This window comes from Sphingomonas sp., from assembly GCF_048595155.1.
Lineage (GTDB): Bacteria > Pseudomonadota > Alphaproteobacteria > Sphingomonadales > Sphingomonadaceae > Sphingomonas_I.
Genome location: NZ_JBMDXN010000101.1, coordinates 139,880 through 165,940, shown reverse-complemented (window position 1 = coordinate 165,940; position 26,061 = coordinate 139,880). Strand labels below are relative to the sequence as shown.

The following is a 26,061-nucleotide window of genomic DNA, read 5'->3' as shown; positions in this document are numbered from 1 at the left end:
CCGCTTCGTCTCATCGGATTGCGGCCTTTTTGTGCCGCCGTTCAATCGTCGCGGATCAGCGCGTCTCCTTCGATGCGGCGATAATAGCAGCTGCGCTCGCCGGTATGGCATGCAGGGCCGGCGGGATCGACCTTGAGCCAGACCGAATCCTGGTCGCAATCGATGCGGATGTCCGTGACCCGCATTACATGGCCGGATGTTTCGCCCTTCTTCCACATGGCTTGGCGGGATCGGGACCAGAACCAGGCTTCGCCGCTGTCGATCGTGCGCCGGAGCGCCTCCTTGTTCATATGGGCCACCATCAGCACGTCTCCGCTGCGGCGGTCGGTCAGCACCGCGGTGATCAATCCGGCGGCATCCCAGCGCGGCGCCAACAGGCTGCCTTGTTCGATATCTTCAGCCATTTCGTCCCTCTTGCGGACCGGATTGAATCCGAAAAAAACGTCACGAACCTGTAATGGGGGCGACATTCCGATTTAGCGCTCCTATATGAGCCGCGACGGCGGCAATAGGGCTGAGATGCTCACCACCAATCCTTTCGATGACGACAAGCTGCGCGAAGAGTGCGGCGTCTTTGGCGTTTATGACGCGGAATCCGCGGCGGCAGTTGTCGCGCTCGGTTTGCATGCGCTTCAGCATCGCGGCCAGGAGGCGGCTGGCATCACCAGCTGGGACGGTCACCTGTTCCACAGCCACCGCGCCATGGGGCATGTCGCGGGCAATTTCGATCGAGACGACACGATCCGCGCGCTGCCCGGGCGTGTCGCCTGCGGGCACGTCCGCTATTCGACGACGGGTGAGACCGCATTGCGCAACGTGCAGCCGCTATTTGCCGAATTGGCCGGCGGCGGCTTCGCGATCGCGCATAACGGCAACCTTTCCAACGCGGTTCACCTGCGCAATGAACTCGTCCGGCGCGGTTCGATCTTCCAGTCTACCAGCGATACCGAGACTATCATCCATCTCGTCGCTACCTCCACCTATCCCACGCTGATCGATCGCTTCATCGATGCGCTGCGCCGAATCGAAGGCGCCTATTCACTGATCTGCATGACGCGCGAAGGCATGATCGCTTGCCGCGATCCGCTCGGCATCCGGCCGCTGGTCATGGGCAAGCTCGGCGATTCGACCATCTTCGCGTCGGAGACTGTTGCGCTCGACGTGTGCGGCGCCGAATTCGTGCGCGAGATCGAGCCAGGTGAGATCGTGATCGTGTCGGATACGTTGGTCCGTTCGATCCGCCCCTTTGCCAAGGTCGCGCCCCGTCCCTGCGTGTTCGAACATGTCTATTTCTCGCGTCCCGACTCCGTCGTCGACGGGCAGTCGGTCTATTCTGTGCGTAAGGCGATCGGCGCCGAGCTGGCGCGTGAGATGCCGGTCGATGCGGACTTCATCATCCCCGTGCCTGATTCCGGCGTCCCCGCCGCGATCGGTTATGCGCAGGAATCTGGTATTCCGTTCGAACTGGGAATCATCCGATCCCATTATGTCGGCCGCACCTTCATCCAGCCGGCCGACAATATTCGCCACCTGGGCGTGAAGCTGAAGCACAATGCCAATCGTGCCTTGCTGGAAGGCAAGCGGATCGTGTTGGTCGACGATTCGATCGTGCGCGGCACCACCAGCATGAAGATCGTGCAGATGATGCGCGATGCCGGCGCGAGCGAAGTGCATATGCGCATCGCCTCCCCGCCGACGCGGCACAGCTGCTTCTATGGCGTCGACACGCCCGAGCGGGCCAAGCTGCTGGCGGCCCGCATGACGGTGGAAGAGATGGCGAAGTTCATCGATGCCGATAGCCTGGCGTTCGTATCGGTCGATGGCCTGTACCGCGCCTTGGGCGAACAAGGCCGCACACCCGGCCGGCCCAGCCGCTGCGACGCCTGCTTCACCGGCGAATATCCGACCCCGCTGACCGATCATGAAGATGTTGCCGATCAATTGGCCATGTTGGAGCCGGTTCCCGCCTAAGATCGGGCGGACAGGCTGAGAAGGCTTTTCTCAAACGGGCGATCCGGTAAGGCGCCTGCATGACCGACCTTCCTCTTTCCGATCATATCGCTCTCGTCACCGGTGCCAGCCGCGGCATCGGCGCCGCCACCGCGCGCGCGCTCGCGGCCAAAGGCGCGCACGTCATTCTGGTTGCGCGAACGGTCGGCGGACTGGAAGCGACCGAGGATGCCATTCATTCCGCCGGTGGCACTGCGACGATCGCGCCGCTCGATCTCGCCGACGGCGATTCGATCGGGCGCCTTGCGGAGGCGGTCGGTCAGCGCTGGGGACGGCTGGACCTGCTGGTGCTGAACGCTGCCATCCTCGGGACGCTCACACCCGTTCCTTCGATCGACGCTACGGAATTTTCCCGCCTGCTCACGCTTAACGTCGGCGCCAACCAGGCGCTGATCGCAGCCTTCGATCCATGGATGCGGCAGAGCCGCGGCCCCCGCTTGGTGGCCGTGACGTCCAGCGTCGGCGCCCACCCCCGCGCTTATTGGGGCGGCTATGGCGCATCGAAGGCCGCACTGGAAACGCTCACCCTTGCCTATGGCGATGAGATGGCCGGCCTGGGCGACATGCGCGTGGCCATCGTCGATCCCGGCGCGACGGCAACGGCAATGCGGACCGACGCCTTCCCCGGTGAGGATCCCGCGACGCTGAAGCAGCCGGATGTCGTCGGCAACGCGATTGCGGATCTGCTCGCGTCGGACTTTCCGTCCGGTCACCGCCTCAGGGTTGGGGAGCCGGGCTCGGCGTAGCGCCGGACCGCCGCGACAGCAGCAGGGTCCGCAGGAAAGTTCCTCGATCTTCCTCGGGCAACTGTTTCACCACGTTGATCAACCGATCATTGTTATACGTGCGTAGCTGCGCCTGCGCGGCATCTTCCTGCCTCAACGCGGCCGCGACTTTTTCAACGTCGATCGCAGGCGCCATGATCGTACTGGTCAGTTGCTCATGCGCGGCACGCACCTGCTTGATAAGGGCCTGCCGTTGCGGGTCGGGGGCGGTCTGCGCCTTGGCTAAAGCGGCGTTGCCGGCCTCGGATACGCCGGGAAATCGCGTCGGTGTGGGCGCTTGTGCGGCCACGGCGAAGGCTGGCGCCACGGCGCAGCACAGCAGCAAAGCGGGACGGACGATGCGTTTCATCATAGGGAGCTCCAGCATATCGCGGGCTTAATGGGCCTCCAGGGCTGAACACAATCTTGATCCCTCTGCCGATCTGAACCAAGCGGGATATATGAGCACCCTTCCCTACCGACCCGCGGCCGGCATCATGCTTTTGAATCCGGAAGATAAGGTGTGGGTTGGGCTGCGAATCGATAATGTCGCTGAGGCCTGGCAAATGCCGCAAGGTGGGCTGGACCCCGGCGAAGATGCCGAACAGGGCGCGCTACGCGAACTCGAAGAGGAAACCGGGATCGGCCGGGACATGGTGGAGGTCATCGCCCGTTCATCGCGCGAGTTTGATTATGATCTTCCGCCGGAGCTGGTCGGCAAATTGTGGAAGGGGCGCTACCGCGGTCAGCGCCAAACCTGGTTCCTGCTGCGTTTTACGGGACGGGATCAGGATATCACGCTGGAGACGCGTCATCCTGAATTTCGTGCATGGAAATGGGCGAACCCGCGGGACCTGCCCGACATGATCGTCCCGTTCAAGAAACAACTGTATCGCGACGTCCTCGCCGAATTCACCCCCTTCCTGACCAGGCTTTCATGAGGATCCATGTTACGCCGTCATCACGCCTTGCTGATCCCTTTTGTCACCATCGGCTCGCCCGCTTTGGCGGATGCGACAGCCGGTCTGGCAGCGCGGCCAATCGCCCCCGCGGACACGATCGCGGCCATGCTTGCCGCGGCCTACAAGACGGGTGACGATGCGACGATCAAGGCAGTCGTCGGCGTCGCCAAGGCCACCTTTCCGGACGACATTGCAGAGATAGATCGGCTGTCGGCCGGCAATGCGGCGGTCCTTGCGTCATCCCGCAAGGAAGAACAGCTGGCCGAACAGGCGCGTATCGCCGCGGCAACCTTCTTCGAAATCTGGAAGGGTGAGCTGGAGGCCGGCGCCAGCCGCTCGACCGGCAGCTCGCGCGTTTTCGGCTTGTACGCGTCCGCCAAACTAAGCCGCGATGGCCTGCGCTGGCGTCAGACCTTCGCCGGACGCATCGACTATCAGCGGACCGACGGCGAAACGACCACCGATCGTATGCTGTTTGCCTACCAACCCAATTATAAATGGAATGACGACCTCTATTCCTATGGGCTGGTTCAATATGAGCGCGATCGCTCGCTCGGCTATGCCAATCGCGAGACGGTCGGCGCGGGCCTTGGTATTACTGCCTATAAGAGTGCTGCAGGCACGTTGAATTTGGAAGGCGGTCCTGCGGTTCGTGAAACCGACTTTATCGGCCAGGAAGCACGGACGACTTTGGCTGCACGCGCGTCGCTGGCAGCGCGCTTCGCGATCAGCCCGACGCTCAGCTTCAGCCAGGACGCTTCGGTATTCTTGGAGTCGGGTGACACGACGGCCATGTCGACGACCGCGATCGACACCCGCCTGATCGGCCGCCTCAAGGCGCGCCTGTCCTATAACGTCCAGTATGAGCAGGATAATCTGGGCACCCGCAATTCGCTCGATACGATCGGCCGCGCCACCTTGGTCTATTCATTCTAATGTCGGCGGTGGTTCGCATTGCGCGCACGAAAGATATCGATGCGCTCTATGAAATGGCCAAGCTGACCGGGGGTGGATTTACCAATCTGCCGGCCGATCGCGACGCCTTGGCGGCGAAGCTCGCCCGCTCCGACGAGGCGATCGATCATGACAAGGATGTGCCAGGCGACCATCTTTATGTGCTGATGATGGAAGATCTGGAAACGGGCCGGGTCGCCGGCACCGCGCAGATCATGGCCCGTGTCGGCGAAAGCCAGCCTTTCTATTCGTATCGATTGGGCGCCGTTTCGCAGCAGTCGATTGAATTGGGCCGGACCTTTCGGGCGGATATGCTGACGCTGGTCACCGATCTGGAAGGTTCTTCCGAAGTCGGCGGTCTGTTCCTGCATCCCCGCTATCGCGCCGGCGGGCTCGGCATGCTGCTCGCTCGCAGCCGCTATCTGTTCATCCGCCGCCATCGCGCACGCTTCAGCGATCGGCTTTTAGCCGAATTGCGCGGCGTGATCGACGAAGCCGGCAACGCGCCTTTTTGGGATGGCCTTGCCGGCCGCTTCTTCGGTATGACCTTTCGCGAGGCCGATGCCTTTAATGCGGTACGCGGCAACCAATTCATTGCCGATCTGATGCCCAAGCACCCGATCTATCTGGCCATGCTGACCGAGGCCGCACGTGCAGTGATCGGCGTGCCCCATCCCACCGGCCGCGCCGCGATGCGGATGTTGGAGGACGAAGGCTTTACGGCCGAAGGCTATATCGACATTTTTGACGGCGGCCCGACGATGACGGCACCCACCGATCGCGTGCGCACGGTGCGCACGGCAGCCGAAGCCGTCTTGACCGGGCTCGATGCCGAAAGCGGCGAGCGGGCGATCCTATCCGCGGGTCGGCTCAGTCAGTTCCGCGCGACGCTGGGCGAAGTGTCGCTGGTGGATGGGGTGCGGGTGGATCCGGCCAGTGCAGCGGCGTTGGGTGTCGAGATTGGCGACACCATTCTTCACGCCGCGCGCTGACCGTCATGATCGAGATCAACTTCGACGGCATCGTTGGTCCCAGCCATAATTATGCCGGTCTGAGCCCCGGCAATCTTGCTGCCAGCGCCAATGCCGGCCGCGCCTCCTTTCCACGGGCAGCTGCGTTGGAAGGCATCGCCAAGATGCGAGCCAACATCGCTTTGGGATTACGCCAGGGCCTGTTGCTGCCGCACGCCCGGCCGGATCATGTCTGGCTGGCCAGCCTTGGGACCGACGCCGCGAGCGCGCCCGCATGGCTTCGCGCCGCCGCCTTGTCAGCTTCACCCATGTGGGCGGCCAATGCGGCGACCGTCTCGCCTGCGGCGGACGCGGGGGATGGGCGCTGTCACCTGACAGTCGCCAATCTGATGACGATGCCCCACCGCAGCCATGAATGGCCGCAAACACTCGCGCAGTTGCGGCTGGCGTTCGCCCATCCGGCTTTTCAGGTGCACGCCCCCGTCCCGCCCCCCTTTGGCGATGAGGGTGCGGCCAACCATATGCGGCTTGCGGCCACAACCGACTCCGCCGGCGTCGAGATATTCGTCCATGGTGTCGGCGGTGGCGGCTTCCCCGTTCGCCAACATGCGGAAGCCGGACGCGCCATTGCCCGCGCGCACCAATTGGATCCTGTCCGGACTCTCCATATCGCTCAGTCGGAGGCGGCGATCGCGGCGGGCGCCTTCCACAACGATGTGGTCGCGGTGGCCGACGGGCTGACGCTGTTCGCCCATGAGCAAGCCTTTGCCCAACCGGCTGATGTTTATGCGGAATTGCGGCGGCTGTTGCCTGATGTGACCATCGTGGAGGTGCCGGCCGCAGAGGTCTCGCTGGACGATGCGATCCGCTCCTACCTCTTCAATGCGCAGCTGGTCACGCTCCCGCAGGGCGGTCAAGCGCTGATCCTTCCGGCAGAGGCGCGCGAGACGCCTGCGGTTTGGACATGGCTGGAGAAGATGGTCGCTGGCAACGGCCCGATCCGGCGACTGGAGCTGGTGGACGTGCGTCAATCCATGGCCAACGGCGGCGGTCCTGCCTGCTTGCGGCTGCGGGTCGTGGCGGATCCCGCGACGATTGATCCCCGCTTTCTGGCGGATGATGCAAAACTCGAGCGCGTTGCGCATCTCATTGAGGAGCATTGGCCGGAGCAAATTCTGCCTGAGGATCTCGAGAATCCCGCGCTTTGGGTCAGGCTCGGCGAGGCGCGCGCCGCCCTGTTGAAAATGCTGAGGCTGACCGAGCTCGTCTGAGGGTCAGGAGCTGCCGCCCTTTTCCGGGCTGCCTTGGCCCGGCGTTTCGATCCGGCTTCCCGTGATGCGTCGATCCAGCCGTTCGGTCTCGGACTTTGTCGCCGCCCGTTCTGCCTTCGTGCGGCCATGATAGGCCCGCGCCTGCTGGGCGGCCTGTTCGCTCTCCCGCCGCAGCTTCGCCTTGCGCATCTGCCGCAGGTTGATGACGTCTCCGGTCACGCGGGGAGCGCCATGGAAATCACGCGCCGGGCGACCTTTGCGGCTACTGGGGTCTTGGCGAGCACTTCGCCGTCGATCGAGATGGACAGCGGCGGATCCGTGACAACCCGGAACTGACGGCCTCGGAACTCCCGCACCGTGCCCTTGACCTGACTCGGCCCACCCAGGCTCATCCCCCAGCTCCACAACAGCTTCAGCGGCAGCCTCCCCTCAATCACCTGAATAACGATCTCGCCGTCGTCGACCGCCGTCTCGACCAGTTCGGCGCCGCCATGGAAACGCCCATTGGCGATCCGTACTTCCAGCGCATCCATCTCCGTGACCTCGTCACCTTCGCTGATTTTCAGGCGGAAGGGCTTGAAGCGCGCCATCTGCAACGCCGCCCAGGCCAGGTAGCCTGGCCGGCCCAGCCATTTCTTCAATCCGTGTGGGACGGACTCGGCGATCAGCGGCGACAGGCCGATCGCGGCGCAATTGGCAAAATAATCGTCATCGATCATGCCGAGATCGATCTTCTTGGACTGCCCACCCGTGATCACGCCGACCGCGCCGGCAACATCCAGTGGGATGTTCACAGTCCGGGCGAAGCTGTTGGCCGTTCCCAGCGGCAACAGCGCAAAGACAGTATCCGTACCCACAACATAGTCTACCGAGGACGAGATGGAGCCGTCACCCCCGCCGACGATCACCATCGGCACCTTGGCCTCCACCGCCTTGCGGACCTCATCGGAAAGCTTGGAGGGGTCTTCCACCGCCTCGGCGATCGGCAGTTCCACGCCCCCTTCTCGTAGCAGGCGGCAAGCCTCGCGGAAGGCATCCTGCCCGATCCGCGATTTCGTGTTGACGATCAGGGCGGCGGTGCGTGGGAGCTTGTTCACACCCACCCAACGTCTGCGAACCATTTCGGATGCGTCACTCATTTGAAGCTGCGCGCAGGCGCTGCAATGCGGCCTCCGGTCTTTTCACCCAGCGAATCGCTACCGTCTTGCCCGATAACGTTTAGGACGACGCGATGACCCAATCCTCCTATCCGTCGCTTCGCCTGCGCCGCACCCGCACTTCGCGCTGGAGCCGCGCGATGGTGGCCGAAACCTCCCTCTCCCCTGCCAATCTGATCTGGCCGCTGTTCGTTACCGAAGGAGAGCAGGTTGAGGAGCCGGTCCTCACCCTCCCCGGCGTATCGCGTTGGTCGGTTGATAATATCGTTGCGCGCGCGAAGGAAGCTGCAGAGCTCGGCATTCCGTGCATCGCGCTGTTCCCGAACACGCCGGCTCATCTGCGATCCGAGCGGGGTGAGGAAGCCACCAACGCTGACAATCTGATGTGTCGCGCAACGCGGGCCATCAGCGCAGCCGTTCCCGACATCGGCATTCTCACCGATGTCGCCCTGGATCCGTATACCGCCCATGGTCATGACGGGATCGTCGATGATCGCGGCCGCGTGCTCAATGATGAGACCATGGCCGTATTGGTGGAGCAGGCGCTCGTCCTGGCACGCGCTGGGGCCAGCATCATCGCGCCGTCGGATATGATGGACGGGCGCGTCGGCGCGATCCGTATCGCCTTGGAGGCGGAAGGTTTCCACGATGTCCAGATCATGGCCTACGCCGCCAAATATGCCTCCGCTTTCTACGGGCCGTTTCGCGACGCAGTCGGCTCAGGCGGACTGCTCAAGGGCGACAAGCGGGGCTATCAGATGGATCCGGCGAATGCGGAAGAAGCGCTCCGCGAGGTCGCGCTTGATCTCGCAGAAGGCGCCGACACCGTGATGGTAAAGCCGGGACTGCCCTATCTCGACATCATCCGCCGCGTGAAGGAGCGTTTCGAAGTGCCTGTCTTCGCGTACCAGGTGTCAGGGGAATATGCGATGATCGAGGCGGCGGTTGCGGCTGGCGCCGGTGATCGCGACGCGCTGGTGCTGGAGACGCTACTCGCCTTCCGGCGGGCCGGCTGCTCCGGTATCCTCACCTATCACGCGGCGCATGCCGCACGTCTGCTGAGGACATGATCGAAACCGCGCGTCTGCTGTTGCGCCCCTGGCGTGGCGGTGATCGCGCAGCCTTCGCCGCCTTGTGCCGCTCACCCGCTGTCATGGCCCATCTGGGCGGACCTATCAGCCCCGAACAGGCCGACGCGGCGATCGATCGTGCCTGTGCCAAGCAGGATCAGCATGGTTTCAGCTTCTGGGCGATGGAACGCCGCGCCGATAGGGCAGTGTTGGGCTTTTGCGGTCCCAACGTTGTCACGTCTTCACTGCCGGTGGATGGCGAGGTGGAGATTGGTTGGCGCCTCGACGAACAGGTCTGGGGCCAAGGCTATGCGCGCGAAGCGGCGCTCGCCACCCTACGGTGGTGCTGGCGTGAAACCGCGCTGTCACGGGTGATCGCGATGACGGTACCGGCGAATCGCCGTAGTTGGGGACTGATGGAGCGGATCGGCATGGTGCGCGATCCGGACCACGACTTTGGGCACCCGCTCTTCCCCGATGGCCATCCGCTCCATCGGCACATCGTCTACACGATCGCGCGACCGCGCTAGTTCAGCTTCGCCGAAAGCTCACCGACCGCACGGCTCTGCGCCTGTGCGATTTGCGTGATCTGTGCGGCCGCCGCTTCGATCGCGTTGCGATTTCCCGGTGCTGCATTGGCAGGATCCTCCCGCAAAGCGTCCAACGAAGCTGCCGCGTCGCGGGTCGCCCCGCGCGCCGAATCAAGCGACGTCAGTGCCTCCTGCGCGGCGATCCAGGCATCGCTGCCTACGCCCGCGCCCGCCGCGCGGCTGATCGCCGCCGCCGCAGCCGCCTGATGCTCCACAAAATCTTTTTGTCCTGCTTCGGCGGCCGCCACCAGGGATGCGATACGCTGCGTCAGGGCGGCGTCGGCCGGCTGTTCGGCCTCGCTGCCATCCATCAACGGCATATCGATCGGCTGTTTCTCTACCGCGCGCGGCCCGAGCGACGGCGCGGCGATCTGGCTCGCACAGCCTGGCAGGACCAGCAGGACGGATAGGATGGGGGGAAGAAAAGTGGTGCGCACGGCCATTCCACTACTGATCGATCTTCATGGAAGCAACGCATGGGGTTGCGCCGCACAAATCGGTCGACTAGGGGGTGCATCCGCAGGCGCCCGTAGCTCAGCGGGATAGAGCATCAGACTACGAATCTGAGGGTCGGACGTTCGAAGCGTTCCGGGCGCGCCACCTCTTCTGACGATCTGCCGATCGCTTGTTCAAACAAGCGTTGGGTGGGTCGTCACAAGAGAAGCGCTTCACAAGCCGCTGATCGTGATTGCATCTTTGAACGGGACTTCCAGCACCAGCTGCCCGTCCTCTCCCCGGACCAGAATGCGGCAGCCAAGGCAGAGCCGGCCGTCCGCCACTTCCGCCACCATGATCGAGCGCGCGAATTTGATCGCGATGTCCCGTGCCACACGTTCGTTCGACAGATCATGCCCCTCGACATCTTCGACGATATCGCCGCACTCGTTCAGATCGAAGAAATATCGAGGCATGCGGCATCAATGCGCGGCAGGCGCATCTTGTTGCGTAAATTGAAGACTTTACGCGCTTCTTGCCGCTGATTTGCCAGGCAAGCGGCAGGTTGCCGAAACGATCAGGCGTGGCCGCTGGTCGGCGCTAGCAGCCGTACGTCGATCCCGGCTGCGGCGAACGCACGTGGCCAGCGTTCCTTGACCGGTGTCTCGAACAGCAGCTCGTCATTCGCCGCCACCGTCTGCCAGCCATGCCGCTGCATTTCCTCATCCAGCTGCTCTTCCCCCCAGCCGGCATAGCCCAGCGCGATCAGCCAACGATCCGGCCCTTCGCCGCCGGCAATCGCCCGCAGCACGTCCAGCGTCGTGGTAAGCGACAGGGTCGGAGAGATGGTCAGCGTGTCCTCGCCGCGCCAATCGGGCGAATGCAGCACGAATCCCCGCTGCGGATCGACCGGTCCGCCTAAATGGATCGGCGCATCCGGGGCCGCGCCGGGATCGATCTCCAGCTGGCGCAGCAGCGCATGCAGCTTCAGCCCCGGCACCAATTGGCCAATGCCAACCCCCATCGCGCCGTCGGGCTGATGCAGACACATCGCGATCACCGCCTGCGCGAAGCGCGGGTCACCAATACCGGGAAGCGCCAGCAGCAATTCCCCGGCGAGCGAGCTGAATTCTTCAGATGCCATCACGCTGTTATAGTCATCGATCATCTTTGCTCCAACCGCTCCGCCGGCCTTCCGGGTTCCCGATCCGGCTGATAGGAGGCAACAAAGGAGATCAGCCATGACAATAGCTGTTGGCGATACGCTGCCCCCCGCCAGCCTGGCGCGGATGACCGAAAACGGTCCGGACAAGGTGGATTTGCACGAATATTTTGCCGGACGCCGCATCGCCCTCTTCTCCGTACCGGGCGCCTTCACCCCGACCTGCTCGGCGCGGCATCTGCCCGGCTTCATCGAAAAGGCGGACGCCCTCAAGGTCAAGGGCATTGACGAGATTGTCGGCATGGCGGTGAACGACGTGTTCGTCATGGCCGCCTGGGGCAAGAGCGCGCGGGCCGAGGGCAAGGTAACCTTGTTGTCAGACGGCAACGCCGAATTCGTGAAGGCGCTCGGCCTCGATTTCGACGGCAGCGCCTTTGGCATGGGCACGCGCGGCCAGCGCTTCGCCATGGTCGTGAACGACAATGTCGTGGAAAAGCTGTTCGTCGAGGCGCCGGGCGAATTCCGGGTCAGCGCGGCCGATCACATGCTGACGGAGCTCTGATGCCGTCAGCCCAGAGCCTTGCCCACGTCGACGCGCTCGAAGCGCTGTACCGCGAATCGGTTGCGATGCTGCGCGCCGCCTTGTCGCGCTATATCGCCACCGGCGAGCGTCCCGATCCCGCGACCCGCGCCGCCGGCGCCTTCTGCTATCCCGAAGTCCGCGTCCGCTATGACGGCACGCCCGCGTCGACCGCGCCGGGCCGCGCGTTCGGTCGACTGCACGTGCCGGGAGACTATGCGATCAGCGTCACCCAGCCGGCGCTCTTTCGCGACTATCTCGCCGAGCAGCTCGATTATCTGATCGAGGATTACGGCGCCGAGGTCAGCGTCGGGCGCAGCGATGAAGAGATCGCGTATCCTTATGTGCTCGATTCGGAGATCGATCTGACGGGTGCCGCCGCGGTCGAGCTTGCCCGCATCTTCCCCGCCACCGAACTCGCCCACATTGGCGACGAGATTGCCGACGGCACCGCCATCCCCGGCACGGCGCCGCGCCCGCTCGCTCTGTTCGAAGCAGGCCGGACCGATTTCAGCCTCGCGCGCTTGCGCCACTATACCGGCACCCCGCCCGCCCATGTGCAAAAGTATGTCCTGTTCACCAACTATCATCGCTACGTCGATGAATTCGTGACGTGGGCCTGCGGTGAATTGGACGCCGGCAAGGGCTATACGATGCTGAGCGGCGCCGGCGGCCTGGAAATCCGCCCCGGTGATCCCGACCCCGCCCGTGCCATCGCCGACAGCGCCTGGCGCCGTCACCAGATGCCGGCCTATCATCTGGTCGCGCCCGATCGCTCCGGGATCAGCCTGGTGAATATCGGCGTCGGCCCGTCCAATGCCAAGACGATCACCGATCACCTCGCCGTCACCCGGCCTGAAGCGTGGCTGATGATCGGTCATTGCGGCGGCCTGCGCCCGAGCCAGCGGATCGGCGACTATGTTCTGGCCCACGCTTATCTGCGCGATGACCATGTCCTGGACGATGTGCTGCCGCCGGAAATCCCGGTACCCGCCATCGCGGAGGTCCAGCTGGCCCTCGGCCGAGCGGCGGAACGCGTGTCCGGTGAGAGCGGCGATCAGCTCAAGGCGCGCCTGCGCACCGGCACCGTCGTGACAACCGACGATCGCAATTGGGAGCTGCGCTACACCAGTTCGGCGTTGCGCTTCAGCCAGAGCCGCGCGGTCGCGATCGACATGGAATCGGCCACGCTCGCGGCGCAGGGTTTTCGCTTCCGCGTGCCGTACGGCACATTGCTGTGCGTGTCCGACAAGCCGATCCACGGCGAGATCAAGCTGCCCGGCCAAGCCAACCGCTTCTATGAGCGCGCCATCGCCGAGCATCTGCGCATCGGCATCGCCGCCATCGACGAACTGAAGCTTGCCGGTGATCAGCTCCACAGCCGCAAGCTGCGCGCCTTTAACGAGCCGCCCTTCCGGTAAGGGCTTAGCTTCTTCGCTCGCCCTGAGCCTGTCGAAGGGCTGTTCTTCGCAAGGCGAAGGACCGTGCTTCGACAGGCTCAGCACGAACGGATGGGCAGCTCGCGCCGAGCCCTAAGTATCGAGCAAAAAGTCCGCAATCTCCTGGCCCAGTTCGGGCCGCAGCACGCTCGTCATGTGATTGCCGGGGATTTCCGCCAGACGCCCGTTGGGGAGCACCTCTGCCAGGTCCGCCGCCGATCCATTGTCATGATCGTCGACACCCGCCAGCACGAGCACCGGCATGATGATCCCCGCAATCTCCTGCTCGGTCGTATCGACGAAACTGTCGAGCAGCGGCAGCATCGCCTGGGCATCGCCACCGGTCGTCCGCAGGAAGCCCTCCGCCAGCCAGGCACCCGATCCGCGCTTATGATTGCCCAGATGTTCCAGCACGTGGCGAAAGAAGCCGCGTCGCTGATGCACATCCAATATGCCCGCCAGCCCCATGCCGGCCAGGACGGCGCGGCGCGGCTGCGCCCCATCGACCAGCATGCGCAGGGTCGTCCGCCCGCCGAGCGAATAGCCGCCCAGGTCATAATCGGTCAGGCCCAGCTGTCGCACCAGCGCCAGCCCGTCCTGCGCCAATATGTCCGGCGGATAGGAGGCCGCATCATGCGGTGCGGCGCTTTCGCCATGGCCGCGCAGGTCCGGCATGATCACGCGAAAGCCGCGCTCCACCAGCAATTGCGCATGGCCGTAGCGGATCCAGTTGACCCAGCTGTTCGAAAACAGGCCGTGGATCAGGATGAGCGGCCGCCCCTCCCCCATCTCCCGATAGGCAAGGTCGAGGCCGTCTGCGCTGCGAAAGTGGCGAACGGGAAAATCAGCCGGGGAGCTTGCCAACGCTCTTCATCCATCGCTCCGTGACATTGGAATTTTCGTCCGAGCGCATGCCCGGAAGGTGGGACGTATCCTGCCAGGCCGGCAGGATGCTTTCGGTCGCATAATTATGCACCGGCTTGAATCGGGACGGATCGTCGAACGATCCAACCGTGACGTCCATATTCTTGGCATCGTCGACGAACCGGAAGCCCAGCGGCGTCCCGCAGGCGGCGCAGAAAGGCCGCTCCGCGATCGGCGAGGATCGATACCAATCGGGCTCCTGGGTCCAGGTCGCATTTTCCAGCGAGACGCTGACGAAGGCGATCGATGCGCCGCCGGTCGCATGGCGACACATCGTGCAATGGCATAGATAGGCGTCGTCGCTTTCGATCTGCACCGCGTAGCGCACCCGCCCGCACTGGCAGCCCCCGGTCATGGTCTCGCTCATGCGCAAGCGTTGGCACTGCGCAGACCCGCTGGCAAGACGGCGCGACCCATGCCACGGCGGGGAATGGCCGGTTCCGAACGATATGATGCGATCATCCTGGGTGCAGGTGGCGCCGGCCTCATGTGCGCCGCCGTCGCCGGGCAACGCGGGCGGCGTGTGCTCGTGCTCGATCACGCCGACGAGGCGGGCAAGAAGATCCTCATCTCCGGCGGTGGCCGATGCAACTTCACCAATCTCGGCACCGCGCCCGATCGCTTCCTCTCGGCCAACCCCCATTATGCCCGCTCGGCGCTGAGCCGCTACACCGCCCGCGACTTCCTCGACATGGTCGAACGGCATCATATCGCCTGGCATGAAAAGACGCTCGGGCAACTCTTCTGCAACGGCTCCGCGCGGCAGATCGTGGCGATGCTGCTGGACGAATGCGCGGGGGGCGACGTCACGCTCCACCTTGGCAACGCGATCGCGGACCTCACCCATGCCGATGCCGGTTTCACCGTCCGCTATGGGGATCGCACCGCGGCCGCGCCTGCGCTCGTCGTTGCGACCGGTGGCCCGTCCATTCCCAAGATCGGCGCGACCGGCTTCGCTTATGATCTCGCCCGCCGGTTTGGGCTGAAGGTGGTCGAACCACGGCCGGCCTTGGTGCCGCTGACTTTGCCGCAGGATGAGGCATTGTTCCGCTCTTTGTCCGGCGTCGCCGCGCCGGTCGTCGCTCGTGCCGGCAAGGCCGCCTTCGCCGAAGCCGCTTTGTTCACCCATCGCGGCCTCTCCGGCCCCGCCATCCTGCAGGTCTCCTCTTACTGGCGCCACGGGCAACCGATCGGCATCGACTTCCTGCCCGGCCGGCCGAACTGGCTGACCGACGCCAAGCGCACCCGCCCCCGCGCGACGCTTCGGTCGGTGTTGGGCACTCTGCTGCCGGATCGCCTCGCCGCCGTGCTCGCCGATCGGCTCGCCATCGATACGCCGCTCGATGAACAGCGGGACGCCCAGTTGCGGGACATCGAAGCCAAACTCGCCGACTGGCAATTCCAGCCGGACGGCACCGAAGGTTTCGCCAAGGCAGAGGTCACCGTCGGCGGCGTTTCGACCGACGGCCTCTCATCCAAGACGATGGCGGCGCGCCATCTGCCCGGCCTCTATTTCGTCGGCGAAGCCGTCGACGTGACCGGCTGGCTCGGCGGCTATAATTTCCAATGGGCCTGGGCCAGCGGCTGGGCAGCGGCCCAGACGATCTAACTAGCGGGTGCTCGCACGCCCCGCACCAGCAACCAGGCCGATGCCAACGCGCCGCCGAGCATCGCGATCGCCATGTCCTTCTGGGCGTCCCACACGTCGCCTTGCTGGCCGTTATAATCGTCCGCCATGCCCGGCGCGAGAACCAGCGTCAGCCACCATTCGAACACCTCGTACAGCGCGCTGACCGCGCCGACGAACAGGAACGCGCTCAGCACCGCCGCCTTCCACCCCATCCCACCATAGCGCCGGGCAAGCTCCGCAAACGGCAGCACTGCGCACAGACCAAAACTCAGATGGACCAGCCGATCGAAATTGTTGCGCGTGAGACCGAAGGTCTGATTGATCGAGACGTCGAACAGCGCCCGGCCCCACGCCTCATAGGGCACGTTCGAATAGGTATATCGCCCCGCAAATGTGTGCAGCAGGAAGAAGGCCAGCACGCTGCCGACCGCGCCCTTGGAAAGCGGCCAACGGCGCAGCAGCAACGGCGCCGCCAGTATCAGCAACAGCGTCGGGATATGCTGCAAGGGCGCGATATCGGGGTAAGGCTGACGAATATTCGCCGCGATCACCGCCACTGCCAACGCGACGATCATGCTCAGCTGAGACGCCGGCAGGGCACCCCAGCTGCGCAGATAGTTCAAAGCCTTACGCCGCTTTCTGCAGATGGCGTCGGCCGAGCAGCTCGGCAATCTGGACCGCGTTCAATGCCGCGCCCTTGCGCAGATTGTCGCTGACGCACCACAGGCTGATCCCGCTATCGACGGTCGGATCCTCTCGGACGCGGCTGATATAGGTCGCATATTCGCCGACGCATTCGATCGGGGTGACGTAGCCGCCATCCTCATGCTTATCGACCAGCATGATGCCGGGCGCCTCGCGCAGGATCGACTTGGCCTTGGCCGCGCTGATCTCATCTTCGAATTCGATGTTGATCGCTTCGGAATGGCCGACGAATACGGGCACGCGCACGCAGGTCGCCGTTACCTTGATCTTGGGATCCAGGATCTTCTTGGTCTCGACCACCATCTTCCATTCTTCCTTGGTCGATCCATCGTCCAGGAAGCTGTCGATATGCGGGATCACGTTGAACGCGATCTGCTTGGTGAACTTCTTGGGCTCGGCCGGGTCGCCGACGAAGATGTTGCGGCTCTGCTCGAACAATTCGTCCATGCCCGCTTTGCCCGCGCCGGAAACGGACTGATAGGTCGCGACGACGACGCGCTTGATCGTCGCGGCGTCATGCAGCGGCTTCAGCGCCACCACCATCTGCGCGGTCGAGCAATTTGGGTTCGCGATGATGTTGCGCTTGCGATAGCCGTCGATCGCCTCGGCATTCACTTCCGGCACGATCAACGGCACGTCCGGATCCATGCGGTAGAGCGAGCTGTTGTCGATCACCGTGCAGCCCGCCGCGGCCGCGATCGGCGCATATTTCTTCGTGCCTTCCGAACCGATCGCGAAAAGAGCCATGTCCCAGCCGGCCCAATCGAAATGTTCGATGTTGCGCACGGTCAATTTCTTACCGGTCTCGCCGAAATCGATCACGTCGCCTGCCGAACGGGACGATGCCAGGACGGCGATTTCATCGGCAGGAAACTCCCGCTCGGCCAAGATGTTGAGCATTTCGCGCCCGACATTGCCGGTCGCGCCCGCTACAACCACACGGTAACCCATTGTCTTCTGCTCCTTTGACGTGCGCGGCAATAGGCATAACGGCTGTCATGTCCAGCCACGTCCACCCGAGGAATTCTTTGCGTCCATGAAAGCGAGCCATGTCGAACCGATCGGCGGCGGATTGCAGGGTCGCCGCCTCTTTTTCGCGGTAGCGGCGATCAGTCTCGGCACGATGCTGACCATCATCGACGGCGCGATCGCGACGGTGGCCTTGCCTACCATTGCGCGCGATCTGCGGGTCGACGGCTCTTCGGCGGTGCTGGTGGTAACCGTCTACCAGCTCGTGCTCGTAATGGCGCTACTGCCCTTTTCGGCATTGGGCGATCGGATCGGCCTCAAGCGGCTCTACCAGGGTGGCCAGCTTGTCTTTACGATCGCGACCATCCTGTGCTTCTTCGCCCACAGCCTCGGCTTCCTGCTGGTCGTCCGGGCGCTTCAGGCAACCGGCGCGGCCGCCGCGCTCTCCGTGATGGCGGCGATGATCCGTCGGGTCTATCCGGCCAAGCATCTCGGCCGCGGATTGGGTCTCAACAACATCATGGGTTCGGTTTCGGCTGCGATGGCGCCCACCGCCGGCGGCCTGATCCTTTCGGTCGCTCCATGGCCGTGGGTATTCGCCATTGCCGCCCCCTTCGCAATCCTTTCGCTCGCGCTTGGCCGGTGGGCGCTGCCGGACGTGCCGCCGATCGCGGGAAGCTATAACCTGGCCGGCGCGATGCTCAACATGGCGACTTTCGGATTGGTCATCGCCGGGCTCGAAGCGCTCGTCCACGGCAATTCGCCGGTGGTCAGCGCGGCGCTGGTGGTGATCGGCCTACTGTTCGGCTTCGCGCTCGTCTTTCACGAACGGCGCGAACCCTTCCCGATCCTGCCCGTGGACCTGCTGGTGCGCCCGGTACTGGCGCTTTCGGTCGCGGGCGCCTTCATGGCCTTCTTCGCCTCGCAGACGCTGATCCTCTCATTGCCCTTCCGCCTGCAGCACGGTTACGGGTTTGCGCCCAGCGAAGTGGGGGCAATGCTCGCCCCCTGGCCGCTGACGACCATGATCGTCGCGCCGATCGCGGGCACGCTGTCCGATCGCTATCCGGCGGGCCTGCTGGGCGGCATCGGCATGACGATCGCCACCATTGCCCTCGTTCTGCTCTCCTTCCTGCCGGCCCACCCCCAATATTTTGACGTCGCCTGGCGCATGGCCTTGTGCGGCGCGGGCTTCGGCCTGTTCCTCTCGCCCAATGCGCGCCTCATCGTCGGCTCGGCGCCGCGCGATCGGGCCGCCTCGGCGGGCGGATTGGTCTCCACCACCCGGCTCGTCGGCCAGACGATGGGTGCGACCGGCGTTGCCACCATGCTCGCGCTCGGCTTCGGAACGTCTTTCATTCCGCCGCTCATTGCCTGCGGCCTTACGATCACTGCGGGCATCTGCAGCCTTTCCCGCCTGCGCCCGTCGATCCGCAATCCGTCCGCCCGGGAGGTAAGCACGGCCCAACCCGGCAGCCATGGCGACGTCGGCGCTGCCTGATCTCTCATGTCGCCGGATCGACCGGGCGCGCTCCGCTACCCGAACCCCTGCGAGCCGGCCGAAACAGATCGACCACGCTGCCCGGTGCCGTGGCGCCGAAGAACAAGTCTTGGTTACGGGCGGATTGCCGGGCGGCCCGGCCGCTTCGCTCGAATAGGGAAGATTCATACCGGGCCACGGCTGCGCCGAAATCGTCGGGACTTGCCGCAATCGAGAGAGCAAGCTCTGCGCCGTCATACAGGGCGAGATTGGCGCCCTCGCCCGCGAATGGCGACATGAGGTGTGCCGCGTCCCCGACGAGGGTCATGCCATCGCGTTGCTGCCAACCTATGTCCGGGGGAAGAGCATAGATCGGCCGCCGTGTCGGCTCGGCGAAGCTTCCGGTGATAAAATCGGTCAGGTGCGGTGCCCAGCCATTGAATCGCTCGGCGAGCATGGCCAGCCCCGCCTGAACATCGGCGAATTCGGGAGCGCGGATACGATCCTCCGGTTCCTCCAACGCGGCATAGCCTGCAACGCTGCCGTCCGCATTGCGGTGAACCAGGATGGCTCGGCCGGGCGCGATTGCCATCAGGGTGCCCGTACCGACCGCTGCGATGCTTGCCGCATAGCGGCTGTCACCGGCGGCAAGCCCTATCTCGATAAAACAAATGCCCGAATAGGCGGGTGCGGCATCGGTCAGGAGCGGCCTGACCTTCGACCAGGCGCCGTCGGCACCAACGATCAAGTCTGCCGAAGCGACGGTCCCTTGCACGAAGGCGATCGCTTGGCGGCCGTTTTTTGAAGGTCCCACCGCCGCCACTTTGTGGTTCCATCGGATCGTGCCTCCGGGGAGCGAACCAATCAGCAGGGCACGGAGTGTCCCTCGATCAACCTCCGGCCGGGACGATGACGGATCGCCCGCACGATCCAGCAATATTCTTCCATGTCTGTCTACTACGCGCTTGGCGTCTTCGCCTGGGCGGACGAGCGGCAAGAATTGGTCGGTCAGCCCCGCGGCCTCGATCGCACGTTGACCGCTATCGGCATGGATATCGAGCGGCCCTCCCTGCTTCCTGGCGGCCGGCGATGCCTCGCCTTCGTAGATCGTGGCATTGATCCCATGTCGATAAAGGACACGAGCGAGCATCAAGCCACCCAGGCCCGCACCTACGATAGCGATTTTCTGTGACATGAATGCGCTCCGATGACCGCGGCATTTCCACGCACGCGGTTGGTCTGGAGACGCTGGTCGGCCCTGCGAAAGCAGGGCGACGTGTACGCGGGAACCTGCGGACTTCTTATATGAACCACAGGCAGCCGTTTTTCGCGACCGCCGCGCACTATAAGGACCGCTCCCATATGGCAATGGAGTGGCAGACCGGCCCCAGCCTGACATGCGACCTCACGGTAGCAAAGAGTGAGGCCGATCCGCATATCGCGCGTTTGGTACATTCCTAACTGCCGGAGGTGACCGATGCCCTACATCAACACGCATGACGACGTGGACCTTTACGTAAAGGATTGGGGTTCGGGTCGTCCGATCGTGTTGATCCACGGCTGGCCATTGAACGCGGACAGCTGGGAAGATCAGGCCCTCGCGCTTGCCGAAGCAGGCCATCGCGTCATCGCCTATGACCGCAGGGGCTTCGGGCGGTCGAGCCAGCCATGGGACGGTTACGACTATGATACGTTGGCGGACGATCTTTCGCAGGTGCTGGAAGTAACCGGCGTCGACGATGCAACTTTGGTGGGCTTCTCCATGGGCGGCGGGGAGATCGCACGCTACATGTCCCGCCATGGCGGCAAACGGGTACGCAGCGTCGCCTTGGTCGCCTCGGTCGTACCCTACCTCCTGAAGGACGATAGCAATCCGGACGGTGTCGACGCCGCCATTTTCGACGATCAGATGAAAGCGCCGATCCGCAAGGATCGCGCCGCTTTCTTTGCGCACTTCGCCAAAGCTTTTTACGGGGTCGGCTTCATCTCCAGCCCGGTCAGCGAGCAGGTGCTGCACCATTTCGAACGGCTCGCATCGCAAGCCGGCATCAAGGGTGTGCTGGATTGCATCGACGCGTTCGGCAAAACCGACTTCCGTGCCGATCTCGCCGCATTCACCGTCCCGACCCTGATCGTCCATGGCACCGCGGATCAGACTGTCCCCATTGAGATCTCAGGCCGCGCCGCCGCCCGCGCAATCCCCCACGCGCAGCTCATCGAATATGAAGGGGAGCCGCATGGCCTGACCGTCACAGCCAAGGAGCGGCTGACGCGGGACCTTATCCGCTTCATCAGTAACACGGATCAGCCCCTGAACGGACGGCTATGATACGGATGTAGAAAACCTAGTGCAGCAGTGGGTTAATCTCGGTTGCGAGCCGAGGTTGCCCGCGCCAAGAGCATATCAATGACGAAAACGCCGTCCCCTTTTTCCTTCCGCGACTACCGCTTCTACTGGCTTACGCGGTTCAGCACCACGATCGCCCAGAATGCCATGGTCGTGGTCATCGGCTGGCAGGTCTATGACATCGCCCGTCGCACGATGTCGCCCAAGGAAGCCGCCTTCCAACTCGGCATGGTCGGCATTGCGCAGTTCGTTCCGCTCGCCGTCCTGACTCTGGTCACCGGCTGGACGGCGGATCGGGTCGATAGACGTTGGATCGCACGCATCGTGCTGCTGGCCGAAGCGACCTGTGCCGGCTGGCTGGCGCTACTGGGTTGGCATGACAGCACCACCCTGCCTGCCATTTACGTCGTCGCGATCTTGCTGGGCATTTGCCGTGCTTTCGCCAACCCCGCGATCGGCGCGCTCGCACCCAATCTGGTTCCTGCGGCGGTGTTACCAACCGCGATCGCGGCATCCGCCATCGCCTGGCAGGTCGGCGCGATCGGGGGGCCGGCGCTTGGCGGCTACCTCTATGCCGCCGGACATTGGCTGCCCTATACCGTCTCCGCCGGGCTGTTCCTGATCGCCGCGGCATCGATGATGTTCATCCGGCCGATCCCCAAGACGACGCTGGATCGCAAGGCCAACCCATGGCGCCAGATGATCGACGGCCTACACTATGTTCGCCACAACCGGGTCGTCCTGGGTGCGATCAGCCTCGATCTTTTCGCGGTTCTGCTCGGCGGCGCCACCGCCATGCTTCCCATCTATGCGCGCGATATTCTCAAAGTGGGTGCTGAGGGGCTCGGCCATTTGCGTGCGGCGCCCGCGCTGGGATCGGCCGCGATGGCGCTCTATTTCTCGATCAAGCCGCTGAAGCATAATGTCGGTGTGAAGATGCTCTTCGCGGTCGCGCTCTTCGGCGCTGCCACGATCGGGTTCGGACTGTCACGCTGGGTGCCTTTATCGCTGGTCTGCTTGGCCGTGCTGGGTGCCTGCGACATGCTGTCCGTCTATGTTCGTCAGTCGCTGATCCAGATCTGGACGCCGAACGACATGCGCGGCCGGGTCGGCGCCGTCTCCACGCTGTTCATCTCCGGCTCCAACGAGCTGGGCGAGGCCGAAAGCGGCTTCCTGGCGGCACTGATCGGCGCCGTGCCGGCCGTCGTACTCGGTGGCTTCGGCGCTATCGGTGTAACCATATTATGGTCCCGACTGTTTCCGGAATTGGTACAGGCGCGTACATTCGATCCCCCCAAGACCCTTGAGAATATTCCAGGCCAGGAGATGGCAAAATGAAAGTGAACAGCGTTCTCGAAACGATCGGCAACACGCCGCACATCCGCGTCCAGCGGCTGTTCGGCGACGCCGAGGTATGGATCAAGTCCGAACGTGCCAATCCGGGCGGTTCGATCAAGGATCGCATCGCGCTGGCCATGATCGAGGCGGCGGAAAAGTCCGGAGACTTGAAGCCAGGCGGGACCATCGTCGAACCCACGTCCGGCAATACCGGCGTCGGCCTTGCAATGGTCGCGGCGGTCAAAGGCTACAAGCTCATCCTGGTGATGCCGGAGAGCATGTCGCTGGAACGGCGTCGTCTCATGCTCGCTTACGGAGCCACCTTTGATCTGACCCCGCGCGAAAAGGGGATGAAGGGCGCGATCGAGCGCGCGATCGAGATCATCGGCGAGACTCCCAACAGCTGGATGCCCCAGCAGTTCGAAAACCCCGCCAATATCGACGTGCATGTGCGCACCACCGCGCAGGAAATTCTCAACGATTTCCGCGACACGCCGATCGACATGATTATCACGGGCGTCGGCACCGGCGGGCACATCACCGGCGTCGCCGAGACGCTGAAGCAGGTCTGGCCGAACCTCAAGACCTTCGCGGTCGAACCCACCTTGTCGCCGGTGATCTCGGGCGGCCAGCCCGGCCCGCACCCGATCCAGGGCATCGGCGCCGGCTTCATTCCCGCCAATCTCCACACCGGGGCATTGGACGGCGTGATCCAGGTCGATCCGAACGATGCGAAGGAATTTGCGCGTCGTTCGGCGAGCCAGGAAGGCCTGCTGGTCGGCATCTCCTCGGGCGCAACCCTGGCCGCCATCTCGCAGAAGCTCAAGGACGCGCCCGGCAGCCGCATCCTCGGTTTCAACTATGACACGGGTGAGCGTTACTTGTCCGTGCCGGATTTCCTCCCGGAATAAGCGCGTGAAAGCGGACCGCAGAACCCTTCTCGCAAGTCTTGTCGCGGCGGCCGCCGCCGGAACAGCGCTGAAAGCGCAGCCGGCGGCCAAGCCGCGGCCGGCTAAGAACGTCGTATTGGTCCACGGTTTGTTTGCCGATGGGTCGAGCTGGTCGGAGGTTATACCTCGCCTTCAGGCGCGAGGGCTTAACGTCACCTCCGTTCAGAACCCGTTGACCACGTTGGACGATGCGGTAGCCGCCTGCCGCAAGGTCCTTGACCGCCAGGATGGCCCCACGGTTCTCGCCGGCCATTCCTTCTCGGGAATGATCGTGACGGAAGCAGGTGTCCACCCCTCCGTGTCTGCTCTCGTCTATGTGGCGGCGCGGGCACCGGATGCGGGCGAAGATTATGGTGCGCTCGCCACCCGTTACCCCGCCCCGCCCGCATCCGCCGGCATCGTCTATGACGGGGATGAGGGGCGGCTGAGCGAAGAGGCGTTTCTCAGCGACTTTGCCGGAGATCTTCCAAAGGCACGCGCGAAAGCGCTGTTCGCCGTACAGCAGCCGTTTCTGAAGCCCCTCCTCACCGGGCGTACCAGCCAGGCCGCGTGGCGCAGCAAACCCAGCTTCTATGCGGTTTCGACCGAGGATCGGACGATCAATCCGGATCTACAGCGCTTCATGGCGGCGCGGATGAAAGCGTCGACGATTGAACTGCGATCGAGCCACGTCTCCCTGCTGTCCCATCCCGGGGAAATCGCCGCCTTGATCGAGCGAGCCAGCGGACGCACCGCCTGACTGTCCATCACGCCCGCGGGTGCGCGTTGCGATAGACGTCCAGCAGATGAGCCGCATCGACGCCGGTATAGACCTGCGTCGAGGACAGGCTGGCATGGCCGAGTAGCTCCTGCAACGACCGCAAGTCCGCCCCACGGCCCAACAGATGGGTCGCAAAACTGTGGCGCAAGGCATGCGGCGTCGTGCGATCGCCGAGCCCCAGTCGCGCCCGCGCGGCACGTACGGCGCGTCGGATGAGGTCAGCCGAAAGAGGGCCACCCTTGGCCCCGCGAAAAATGGGTTGGTCGCGGCTGACGCCCCAGGGGCACGCATCGAGATAGAGCTGGATGGCCTCGCGCACGGGCGCTAGCAGCGGCACCATCCTCGTCTTGGCACGCTTGCCGGTGACGATCAGTGTCTCGCCCAGCGGCAGCACCGCTCCCGTCAGGGACATCGCCTCGCCCACCCGCAGGCCTGCGCCATAGAGCAACAGCAGCACCGCCCGGTCGCGCAAACCGATCCAGGGCTCCCGCGCTTCATCCTCGGCATCGTCCGCGATGGCGATAGCGTCGGCGGGGGAAACCGGCCGGGGCACGCCCTTCTTCACGCGCGGCCCACGTAACCGCGGCGGGGCAGCAGCCCCATCGCCCTTCGCGACATAGGCCAAAAAACCGCGCAGCGCTGACAACTCGCGTGCCGCAGACGCGTTGGCCAGCCCCTCGCTACGACGGGCCGCCAAAAAGGCGCGCAGGTCCGCTGCATCCACGCCGGCGAGATCGCTGCGACTGATCGCGCTACCCCGATGCTGGCCCAGAAACTGGACGAGCCGTCGCGCCGTGGCACCGTAAGCGCGGATCGTATGTTCGGAACGACGCCGATCCTGCCGCAGATGCGCTTCCCACGCGGCCGTATCCGCGAAGGCCGGATGCGTATCCAGGGTCAATGCCGGTGCCACCGCCTTACCATAGGACAAGTCCGCGCCGCCCGGAAGCAGAAGGGTTCAGCCTGATCGCTCAGGCATAGCCGTTGGCGCGCATCAGGTCTCCGCAGGATTTTTCCAATGCCGCCAGCGCCTCCGGCTCGAGCCGCCCGACCAATCGCCGGCGATGCCCAGGCATGTCCCCCGGCGCCGATGAAGCTGAGCCGCTCGCGGGTGCCCTCCGCCACCTGCTCGGATACCCCGGAGCGACGGGCATGATGCATCCGCGCGATCGCGACATCGCGAGGATCCCGGACGATATTGATGATGCGCATGTGCGGGAAGAGCCGCAGCAGCGCCTGGAGCCCATGGGTGTAGCGTGGTGTCTTGTCGCCGATCCAGCGCACGCCTGGCTTTAGCGGACGTGTCTTCAGCCGATCGAGGATGAAGCTTCGCACCAGTCGGTCGAGATCGGCCTGCGCGACGGGCGGGTAAAAAGGCGTTCCCTCATAAACCAGGCGAGAGACGACGCCCATATGCTTGGCATAATCCCGCAATAGCTGGGCCAGCGGGACACTGAAGCGTTCGATGAAATGGCCCTCCCCCGAAGATTGCACTTCGGGATGATAATCAAGCACGCGCTGAAGCCAAGTCGTGCCGGATTTAGCTGCGCCGCAAACAAAGAAATAACCCAGATCAGTCATCTAATCCCCCGG

At 64.1% G+C, this 26,061-nt stretch carries 30 protein-coding genes and 1 tRNA gene; 17 read left to right on the top strand and 14 right to left on the bottom strand.

Translation table 11 applies throughout. From position 1 onward, the window contains the following. Positions 1-41 precede the first annotated feature (41 nt). Positions 42-404 carry a phosphoribosyl-AMP cyclohydrolase gene (hisI, locus tag ACOJSI_RS15685; RefSeq protein WP_420139229.1) on the bottom strand — a complete coding sequence of 121 codons (363 nt, stop codon included), beginning with the start codon at positions 402-404 and terminating at the stop codon, positions 42-44. Positions 405-519: 115 nt separating this feature from the next. Between hisI and purF the strand changes: the two genes are divergently transcribed. Continuing rightward, the gene (gene purF / locus ACOJSI_RS15680) at positions 520-1,971 is read left to right on the top strand and encodes an amidophosphoribosyltransferase (RefSeq protein WP_420139298.1); all 1,452 of its coding nucleotides are present in this window, start codon (positions 520-522) and stop codon (positions 1,969-1,971) included. 59 nt (positions 1,972-2,030) lie between these two features. Continuing rightward, positions 2,031-2,756, top strand: a complete 726-nt coding sequence (locus ACOJSI_RS15675) for an SDR family NAD(P)-dependent oxidoreductase (protein ID WP_420139228.1) — start codon at positions 2,031-2,033, stop codon at positions 2,754-2,756. On the opposite strand, the gene ACOJSI_RS15670 is transcribed toward ACOJSI_RS15675, so the two are convergent. After that, positions 2,728-3,147 carry a hypothetical protein gene (locus tag ACOJSI_RS15670; RefSeq protein ID WP_420139227.1) on the bottom strand — a complete coding sequence of 140 codons (420 nt, stop codon included), beginning with the start codon at positions 3,145-3,147 and terminating at the stop codon, positions 2,728-2,730. The two genes, ACOJSI_RS15675 and ACOJSI_RS15670, sit on opposite strands and share 29 nt — an antisense overlap. Before the next feature lie 88 nt (positions 3,148-3,235). Between ACOJSI_RS15670 and ACOJSI_RS15665 the strand changes: the two genes are divergently transcribed. The 4 genes from ACOJSI_RS15665 to ACOJSI_RS15650 are packed head-to-tail and all read left to right on the top strand — an operon-like array spanning position 3,236 to position 6,932. Next, positions 3,236-3,715, top strand: coding sequence for an RNA pyrophosphohydrolase (locus tag ACOJSI_RS15665; protein WP_420139226.1), 480 nt, complete (start codon positions 3,236-3,238; stop codon positions 3,713-3,715). A gap of 6 nt (positions 3,716-3,721) precedes the next feature. Next, positions 3,722-4,672, top strand: coding sequence for a DUF481 domain-containing protein (locus tag ACOJSI_RS15660; RefSeq protein WP_420139225.1), 951 nt, complete (start codon positions 3,722-3,724; stop codon positions 4,670-4,672). Next, positions 4,672-5,682 (top strand): arginine N-succinyltransferase, encoded by a 1,011-nt coding sequence (locus tag ACOJSI_RS15655; protein ID WP_420139224.1) that lies wholly within the window; start codon positions 4,672-4,674, stop codon positions 5,680-5,682. Before ACOJSI_RS15660 ends, ACOJSI_RS15655 begins: the two co-directional genes overlap by 1 nt. A gap of 5 nt (positions 5,683-5,687) precedes the next feature. Beyond that, positions 5,688-6,932 carry an N-succinylarginine dihydrolase gene (locus ACOJSI_RS15650; protein WP_420139223.1) on the top strand — a complete coding sequence of 415 codons (1,245 nt, stop codon included), beginning with the start codon at positions 5,688-5,690 and terminating at the stop codon, positions 6,930-6,932. Between the two features lie 3 nt (positions 6,933-6,935). On the opposite strand, the gene ACOJSI_RS15645 is transcribed toward ACOJSI_RS15650, so the two are convergent. Both ACOJSI_RS15645 and ACOJSI_RS15640 read right to left on the bottom strand, forming a co-directional pair. Then, complete coding sequence (locus ACOJSI_RS15645) at positions 6,936-7,151, bottom strand: DUF4169 family protein (RefSeq protein ID WP_420139222.1); 216 nt, start codon at positions 7,149-7,151, stop codon at positions 6,936-6,938. After that, positions 7,148-8,071 carry a YegS/Rv2252/BmrU family lipid kinase gene (locus ACOJSI_RS15640; protein WP_420139221.1) on the bottom strand — a complete coding sequence of 308 codons (924 nt, stop codon included), beginning with the start codon at positions 8,069-8,071 and terminating at the stop codon, positions 7,148-7,150. Before ACOJSI_RS15640 ends, ACOJSI_RS15645 begins: the two co-directional genes overlap by 4 nt. A 92-nt stretch (positions 8,072-8,163) precedes the next feature. Between ACOJSI_RS15640 and hemB the strand changes: the two genes are divergently transcribed. Both hemB and ACOJSI_RS15630 read left to right on the top strand, forming a co-directional pair. Next, positions 8,164-9,159: a porphobilinogen synthase gene (gene hemB / locus ACOJSI_RS15635; RefSeq protein ID WP_420139220.1), complete on the top strand. Its 996-nt coding sequence runs from the start codon at positions 8,164-8,166 to the stop codon at positions 9,157-9,159. Then, a complete protein-coding gene (locus ACOJSI_RS15630) occupies positions 9,156-9,689 on the top strand; it encodes a GNAT family N-acetyltransferase (protein WP_420139219.1) in 534 nt (177 codons plus the stop codon). The genes hemB and ACOJSI_RS15630 overlap by 4 nt, the downstream gene beginning before the upstream one ends. Here the strand turns inward: ACOJSI_RS15630 and ACOJSI_RS15625 are convergent. Continuing rightward, positions 9,686-10,186 carry a hypothetical protein gene (locus ACOJSI_RS15625; RefSeq protein ID WP_420139218.1) on the bottom strand — a complete coding sequence of 167 codons (501 nt, stop codon included), beginning with the start codon at positions 10,184-10,186 and terminating at the stop codon, positions 9,686-9,688. The genes ACOJSI_RS15630 and ACOJSI_RS15625 overlap by 4 nt on opposite strands. Positions 10,187-10,272: 86 nt before the next feature. Here ACOJSI_RS15625 and ACOJSI_RS15620 point away from each other — a divergent pair. Further along, a tRNA-Arg gene (locus ACOJSI_RS15620) sits at positions 10,273-10,349 on the top strand. A 68-nt stretch (positions 10,350-10,417) separates the two neighbouring features. On the opposite strand, the gene ACOJSI_RS15615 is transcribed toward ACOJSI_RS15620, so the two are convergent. Both ACOJSI_RS15615 and ACOJSI_RS15610 read right to left on the bottom strand, forming a co-directional pair. Continuing rightward, the gene (locus ACOJSI_RS15615) at positions 10,418-10,660 is read right to left on the bottom strand and encodes a DUF6894 family protein (protein WP_420139217.1); all 243 of its coding nucleotides are present in this window, start codon (positions 10,658-10,660) and stop codon (positions 10,418-10,420) included. A gap of 101 nt (positions 10,661-10,761) precedes the next feature. Beyond that, the gene (locus ACOJSI_RS15610) at positions 10,762-11,352 is read right to left on the bottom strand and encodes a YqgE/AlgH family protein (protein ID WP_420139216.1); all 591 of its coding nucleotides are present in this window, start codon (positions 11,350-11,352) and stop codon (positions 10,762-10,764) included. A gap of 73 nt (positions 11,353-11,425) precedes the next feature. Between ACOJSI_RS15610 and ACOJSI_RS15605 the strand changes: the two genes are divergently transcribed. Together ACOJSI_RS15605 and ACOJSI_RS15600 are read left to right on the top strand one after the other, a co-directional pair. Further along, complete coding sequence (locus ACOJSI_RS15605) at positions 11,426-11,908, top strand: peroxiredoxin (RefSeq protein ID WP_420139215.1); 483 nt, start codon at positions 11,426-11,428, stop codon at positions 11,906-11,908. Then, positions 11,908-13,347, top strand: a complete 1,440-nt coding sequence (locus ACOJSI_RS15600; protein ID WP_420139214.1) for an AMP nucleosidase — start codon at positions 11,908-11,910, stop codon at positions 13,345-13,347. Before ACOJSI_RS15605 ends, ACOJSI_RS15600 begins: the two co-directional genes overlap by 1 nt. A 111-nt stretch (positions 13,348-13,458) precedes the next feature. Here the strand turns inward: ACOJSI_RS15600 and ACOJSI_RS15595 are convergent, their stop codons facing one another. Together ACOJSI_RS15595 and ACOJSI_RS15590 are read right to left on the bottom strand one after the other, a co-directional pair. Next, on the bottom strand, positions 13,459-14,229 hold the full coding sequence (locus ACOJSI_RS15595) for an alpha/beta fold hydrolase (RefSeq protein WP_420139213.1): 771 nt from the start codon (positions 14,227-14,229) through the stop codon (positions 13,459-13,461). After that, on the bottom strand, positions 14,210-14,656 hold the full coding sequence (locus tag ACOJSI_RS15590; RefSeq protein ID WP_420139212.1) for a GFA family protein: 447 nt from the start codon (positions 14,654-14,656) through the stop codon (positions 14,210-14,212). The genes ACOJSI_RS15595 and ACOJSI_RS15590 overlap by 20 nt, the downstream gene beginning before the upstream one ends. Positions 14,657-14,719: 63 nt before the next feature. Here ACOJSI_RS15590 and ACOJSI_RS15585 point away from each other — a divergent pair, with 63 nt between their 5' ends. After that, the gene (locus ACOJSI_RS15585) at positions 14,720-15,898 is read left to right on the top strand and encodes an NAD(P)/FAD-dependent oxidoreductase (protein WP_420139211.1); all 1,179 of its coding nucleotides are present in this window, start codon (positions 14,720-14,722) and stop codon (positions 15,896-15,898) included. Here the strand turns inward: ACOJSI_RS15585 and ACOJSI_RS15580 are convergent. Together ACOJSI_RS15580 and ACOJSI_RS15575 are read right to left on the bottom strand one after the other, a co-directional pair. Further along, the gene (locus tag ACOJSI_RS15580; protein WP_420139297.1) at positions 15,895-16,494 is read right to left on the bottom strand and encodes a DUF2238 domain-containing protein; all 600 of its coding nucleotides are present in this window, start codon (positions 16,492-16,494) and stop codon (positions 15,895-15,897) included. The genes ACOJSI_RS15585 and ACOJSI_RS15580 overlap by 4 nt on opposite strands. Before the next feature lie 52 nt (positions 16,495-16,546). Then, positions 16,547-17,575, bottom strand: coding sequence for an aspartate-semialdehyde dehydrogenase (locus ACOJSI_RS15575; RefSeq protein ID WP_420139210.1), 1,029 nt, complete (start codon positions 17,573-17,575; stop codon positions 16,547-16,549). A gap of 85 nt (positions 17,576-17,660) precedes the next feature. On the opposite strand from ACOJSI_RS15575, the gene ACOJSI_RS15570 reads away from it, so the two are divergent. Beyond that, positions 17,661-19,094 carry an MFS transporter gene (locus ACOJSI_RS15570; protein ID WP_420139209.1) on the top strand — a complete coding sequence of 478 codons (1,434 nt, stop codon included), beginning with the start codon at positions 17,661-17,663 and terminating at the stop codon, positions 19,092-19,094. 4 nt (positions 19,095-19,098) lie between these two features. Here the strand turns inward: ACOJSI_RS15570 and ACOJSI_RS15565 are convergent, their stop codons facing one another. Continuing rightward, complete coding sequence (locus tag ACOJSI_RS15565; RefSeq protein WP_420139296.1) at positions 19,099-20,223, bottom strand: FAD-dependent oxidoreductase; 1,125 nt, start codon at positions 20,221-20,223, stop codon at positions 19,099-19,101. A 327-nt stretch (positions 20,224-20,550) separates the two neighbouring features. Between ACOJSI_RS15565 and ACOJSI_RS15560 the strand changes: the two genes are divergently transcribed. The 4 genes from ACOJSI_RS15560 (at position 20,551) to ACOJSI_RS15545 (ending at position 24,447) form a co-directional block, all read left to right on the top strand. Next, positions 20,551-21,402: an alpha/beta fold hydrolase gene (locus tag ACOJSI_RS15560; protein ID WP_420139208.1), complete on the top strand. Its 852-nt coding sequence runs from the start codon at positions 20,551-20,553 to the stop codon at positions 21,400-21,402. Between the two features lie 78 nt (positions 21,403-21,480). Beyond that, positions 21,481-22,758, top strand: a complete 1,278-nt coding sequence (locus ACOJSI_RS15555; RefSeq protein ID WP_420139207.1) for an MFS transporter — start codon at positions 21,481-21,483, stop codon at positions 22,756-22,758. Continuing rightward, complete coding sequence (gene cysK / locus ACOJSI_RS15550) at positions 22,755-23,669, top strand: cysteine synthase A (RefSeq protein ID WP_420139206.1); 915 nt, start codon at positions 22,755-22,757, stop codon at positions 23,667-23,669. Before ACOJSI_RS15555 ends, cysK begins: the two co-directional genes overlap by 4 nt. Continuing rightward, a complete protein-coding gene (locus tag ACOJSI_RS15545) occupies positions 23,620-24,447 on the top strand; it encodes an alpha/beta fold hydrolase (RefSeq protein ID WP_420139205.1) in 828 nt (275 codons plus the stop codon). Before cysK ends, ACOJSI_RS15545 begins: the two co-directional genes overlap by 50 nt. Positions 24,448-24,454: 7 nt before the next feature. Here ACOJSI_RS15545 and ACOJSI_RS15540 read toward each other — a convergent pair whose 3' ends face one another. Next, positions 24,455-25,381: a tyrosine recombinase XerC gene (locus tag ACOJSI_RS15540; RefSeq protein WP_420139295.1), complete on the bottom strand. Its 927-nt coding sequence runs from the start codon at positions 25,379-25,381 to the stop codon at positions 24,455-24,457. Beyond that, positions 25,366-26,049, bottom strand: coding sequence for a sulfotransferase family protein (locus ACOJSI_RS15535; protein ID WP_420139204.1), 684 nt, complete (start codon positions 26,047-26,049; stop codon positions 25,366-25,368). The genes ACOJSI_RS15540 and ACOJSI_RS15535 overlap by 16 nt, the downstream gene beginning before the upstream one ends. Between the last annotated feature and the right edge of the window lie 12 nt (positions 26,050-26,061).